Source organism: Catenibacterium sp. co_0103 (genome assembly GCF_004168205.1).
GTDB classification, from domain to species: domain Bacteria; phylum Bacillota_I; class Bacilli_A; order Erysipelotrichales; family Coprobacillaceae; genus Catenibacterium; species Catenibacterium mitsuoka_A.
The window spans coordinates 1-3,933 of sequence record NZ_RCYB01000134.1 but is presented as its reverse complement, the minus strand read 5'-3'; the positions used below and the strand labels follow the sequence as shown (position 1 = coordinate 3,933).

5 protein-coding genes and 2 pseudogenes are annotated in these 3,933 nt (G+C 31.1%); 3 read left to right on the top strand and 4 right to left on the bottom strand.

Annotated elements, in window-relative coordinates:
* Positions 1 to 210: pseudogene (locus EAI80_RS13530) on the top strand (nucleotidyltransferase); the annotation flags it as partial.
* Positions 211 to 234: 24 nt separating this feature from the next.
* Here the strand turns inward: EAI80_RS13530 and EAI80_RS12255 are convergent.
* The 3 genes from EAI80_RS12255 to EAI80_RS12245 are packed head-to-tail and all read right to left on the bottom strand — an operon-like array spanning position 235 to position 2,144.
* On the bottom strand, positions 235 to 1,275 hold the full coding sequence (locus EAI80_RS12255; RefSeq protein WP_129982262.1) for a bacteriophage abortive infection AbiH family protein: 1,041 nt from the start codon (positions 1,273 to 1,275) through the stop codon (positions 235 to 237).
* Entirely contained in the window at positions 1,272 to 1,784 is a 513-nt protein-coding gene (locus EAI80_RS12250) for a hypothetical protein (protein WP_129982261.1), read from the bottom strand. Before EAI80_RS12250 ends, EAI80_RS12255 begins: the two co-directional genes overlap by 4 nt.
* A gap of 51 nt (positions 1,785 to 1,835) precedes the next feature.
* The gene (locus EAI80_RS12245; protein ID WP_022425378.1) at positions 1,836 to 2,144 is read right to left on the bottom strand and encodes a PTS sugar transporter subunit IIB; all 309 of its coding nucleotides are present in this window, start codon (positions 2,142 to 2,144) and stop codon (positions 1,836 to 1,838) included.
* 176 nt (positions 2,145 to 2,320) lie between these two features.
* Between EAI80_RS12245 and EAI80_RS12240 the strand changes: the two genes are divergently transcribed.
* The gene (locus EAI80_RS12240) at positions 2,321 to 3,061 is read left to right on the top strand and encodes a MurR/RpiR family transcriptional regulator (RefSeq protein ID WP_161220357.1); all 741 of its coding nucleotides are present in this window, start codon (positions 2,321 to 2,323) and stop codon (positions 3,059 to 3,061) included.
* 161 nt (positions 3,062 to 3,222) lie between these two features.
* Positions 3,223 to 3,534: pseudogene (locus EAI80_RS12235) on the top strand (family 1 glycosylhydrolase); the annotation flags it as partial.
* A 25-nt stretch (positions 3,535 to 3,559) separates the two neighbouring features.
* Here EAI80_RS12235 and EAI80_RS12230 read toward each other — a convergent pair.
* The coding region (locus EAI80_RS12230) for a transposase (RefSeq protein ID WP_161220356.1) at positions 3,560 to 3,933 on the bottom strand (374 nt) is incomplete at its 5' end.

Genomic DNA, 3,933 nt, shown 5'->3' with positions numbered 1-3,933 from the left:
ATCAAGGATCCACTAAAGGATGAATATTTATTACCTATCTATATTGGTGAACTTCTAAGAGAAAACAAATTAAGTGTTAAGGTATTAGAAGTACAGGATTCATGGTTTGGTGTGACTTATAAAGAAGATGCACCTGTTGTAAAAGCTTCTTTTAAAGAATTAATTGACAACAACGTATATTCAACTGATTTATTCAGCGATATTAAATAAGACTCCAAAATCGGAGTCTTTTTTCTATACCTTCTTGAAATGTATTGTGATATGAGAGCCATAGGCACGTTCAATCAGTTCATCCTCTCCTATGACCTTTACAAGATTCTTAATCTGATTTTTCAAATCTGATTTATGAATATAGAATATTGTAGTATGTGCATGACGAGCAAGAATAAGCTGTCTCAATATATCTTTATCAGTGACATCTAGAGAATGTCCAAAGATATAGATATTGAGGCGTTCTTCCTGGGATTGTTTAAGCCATGTGAGATAACGACATCCTGTCCTTTTAAATATACGCTGGTAGAATTTCTTGAATTCAATATATTCATTATCCTGATCTTTACGTTCTCCTGTGAGGTATTCATCTATTCCTAAAACTAGATCACATGTTTCTACATCATGTTCAATACTTGCTTTACCATGAATATAATCATATTCTACTTCTGAATTACCATAGAGACGTTCATATGTATTCGTATAATTAAAGCTTAATACTTTATCTATATTCAATACTTGTAGTTTTTCTACATATTTTGGAGTATCTAGGTGGTTCACAAATGCATCTAGATATATTTCTAGACATCGAGTCAAACGTAAGAGATCATGAGTGAGGATATCTCTTAATTCTTTAATAGGTTCCATAGAAGAAAAAGAACAACGATCTCCCCAGAAATCAAGAAGAGATGTGCCTAAATACTCATTGATTCTTGCGACCTTCTGCCCTGATTTAAACTGCATATCACATTCAACTCTGATTGTATCAAGCTTTTGAATGACTTCAGACATCTCTTTTTCAAAATCCTTCCAGCCTTCCCCTATTGTTTCTTTTTCTAGATGAATAAGCCAAAGATTATCTTTAATGAGAGATTCAAGTTCGTTGGATAATTCAGGAGAAAGATGAAGAATAAAATCTATCATACGTGAATCATAATCTAAACGAGATATATCATTCTTTTCTAACGACATACGAAATAACGTAGTAAAATCGATAAAATCCTTATAGGTTGTTGGCAACCCATGTAGTAAATCAAAGCCATTTCCTAATACAAGAAGATTCATACATAGTCCTCCTTCACTGCTTCACTTGAAAGTATTTTTAATGTCTTAAAATCATTTTTAATTCCCATCGCATATAATAATGGCGTTTCTTCTTTATCCATCGTATATATTTCTTGCATATAGGCTTTTTCCATAAAGGTATCTAATAGGGTTTTAATTTCTTCAATACATTCATGATTGATTATATTTTTATCAAATGTCGCTGTCATAAAGTTATTTTTATAGTTAATAGAAATAGAGAGGAGATAATCATATGCTACTGTCACAAAATCATCTGGTACTGAAAAGAAATTGATTCTTTCTAGTTCATTATTTGATAGATAGTTATGTAATATTTTTCCTCTCTTATATTTCTTCAACTGACCAGTATTCTTATATGCGATACTTACACCATAATAAGATATTTTCAAATCACATAAAGCATAGATATTTTCTATTGTATCAATAAATACATCATCCACAAACTTACGTATAGACCCTCTATTGGTAATAGATATTGTTTCCATCATGCTCACCTCTATTACCATTATAAAACAAAAAATCCGCAAATGCGGATTTCATTACTTATTTGCTTCAATTAGATCCATAGCCTGCTTTAATACTGCAGCGCCATCCATACGACCATATGAACGCATATCAATTAACTGTGCAGGAGTTGGTGCTACTTCCTTCTTAACAGTTGCTTCAAGATATCTTACCTGTGGGCCAAGTAATACAACATCTGCTTTGGCGCCGTTTGCTTTTGCTTCATTCGCACCGACTGCCCAGATATTTGCTTCAATACCTTGTTTCTCTGCTTCTTTCTTCATTTTTTCAACAAGTAAGCTTGTAGACATACCTGCAGCACAACACAACATAATATTTACCATATCAATTATCCTCCTAATTAACCTAGTAATCATTATAATACTGCAACCGTTACCTTTAAAGTGTTTTTTATTCACCAAAATCATTTTTCATACTTACTGAAAATACTTCACTATCCCCTGCTTATAGTCACTCAAGATCATTTATGATAAACTAATGTATGAATGGAGTTGATACAATGATTATAGATAAAGTAAACGATTATTTAAATAGTCATTCTTCAAGTACAACTTTGCTTGAATTATGCTTTTATATTAAAAAGAATATCCATAGAATTCCAAATCTAAGCATTGATGACATTTCAAAAGAATCTTTAATTTCTAAAGGTCAAGTATCAAAATGCATAAGAAAATTAGATTATGAAAACTATGAAGAATTTAAAAATGCTTGTATTCAATATTTAGATTTAATCTCAAAAAGAAAAAAATTCTTAAACCCACATCAAAGTTTTGAAACAAATGTGATGCATTTTACTAAAGATTTCATTCAAAATATCCAATATATGATCAATCATATTAATTTGAAGTTAATTCAAAAACTTATACAAGATATCAAGCAAGCAAATAAAGTATATTTATATGCACACGGTGATGTCAGATCTGTTTGTTATAATATCCAAAGAGAACTTCAGATATATGACATTCAGACAATTATATGTGATGCTGATTTTAACAAGGATTATCATTTTCTAGATAATGATATCTTAATTGTACTAAGTACAAATGGACATTCTTTCCATTATAATAAGCGTGTCATTAAACGTATAAAAGAATCTCATGTTGATCAATGGCTTATTACATGTAATGAAAGTATTACATTATGTCAAAAACAAATAATCGTTCCCCTGCTCGATGAAAAATACAGTGAATATATCATTAAGTACATGATAGATATTCTATTACTAGAATTACAAGACTAGTTTCCAAATTGGAAACTTTTTTGCTTTCTTCAATCTCATCCTCTATTCTATAGACAGGAAGACAAACAACATGGAGATATCTATGATTGTTTGTGTCAAAATAAATAGAGGAGGAACTTAATATGGGATTTAAAGAAGGATTCTTGTGAGGAGGTGCCACTGCCGCCAATCAGGTTGAAGGTGGCATATTTGAAGATGGTCGTGGTTTAGCCAATGTAGATTTAATGCCTCATGGATCAGATCGTTATGCGATTGGGACTGGAGAAAAGTGGATAGATCGAATCGATGATCATTATTTTCCAAGTCATCAAGCCGTTGATTTTTACCATCACTATAAGGAAGATATTGCTTTAATGGGAGAAATGGGTTTTAAAACTTTTAGGTTATCTATCGCCTGGACAAGAATTTTCCCTCTTGGTGATGAGTTGGAACCTAACGAAAAAGGATTATTATTTTATGAAAACATTTTTTGAATACCCATAATCTACAGGTAATGATTTAAGAGAAGTGTGGAGCAGAAATATTCAGGATATAGACTATTTGTCTATGACTGATAGGAAATGATCTCTGTAGGTATTTCTTGATTTTATCCATGATAGTCTTTCCCATCTTTCTATGGTTAAATCTATACTCCTGTTCATTCAGGAATAAAGGCATCTCTCTTTTGGTTATTCCATGATATATCCCAGTAATATTATTTTTAATATTACCGATTATTATGTTTAACCAGAGTAGTCTATGATCCTTTTCTTCGTAGCTAATCTTCTCATTCTTTACCTGTATTTCTTCATTTAGTGTATTAAAGCCTTTCTCACCATCAGTATTAAGTAATGCATCATGTGATAATACACAACACTTTTCTATGTTTTTCT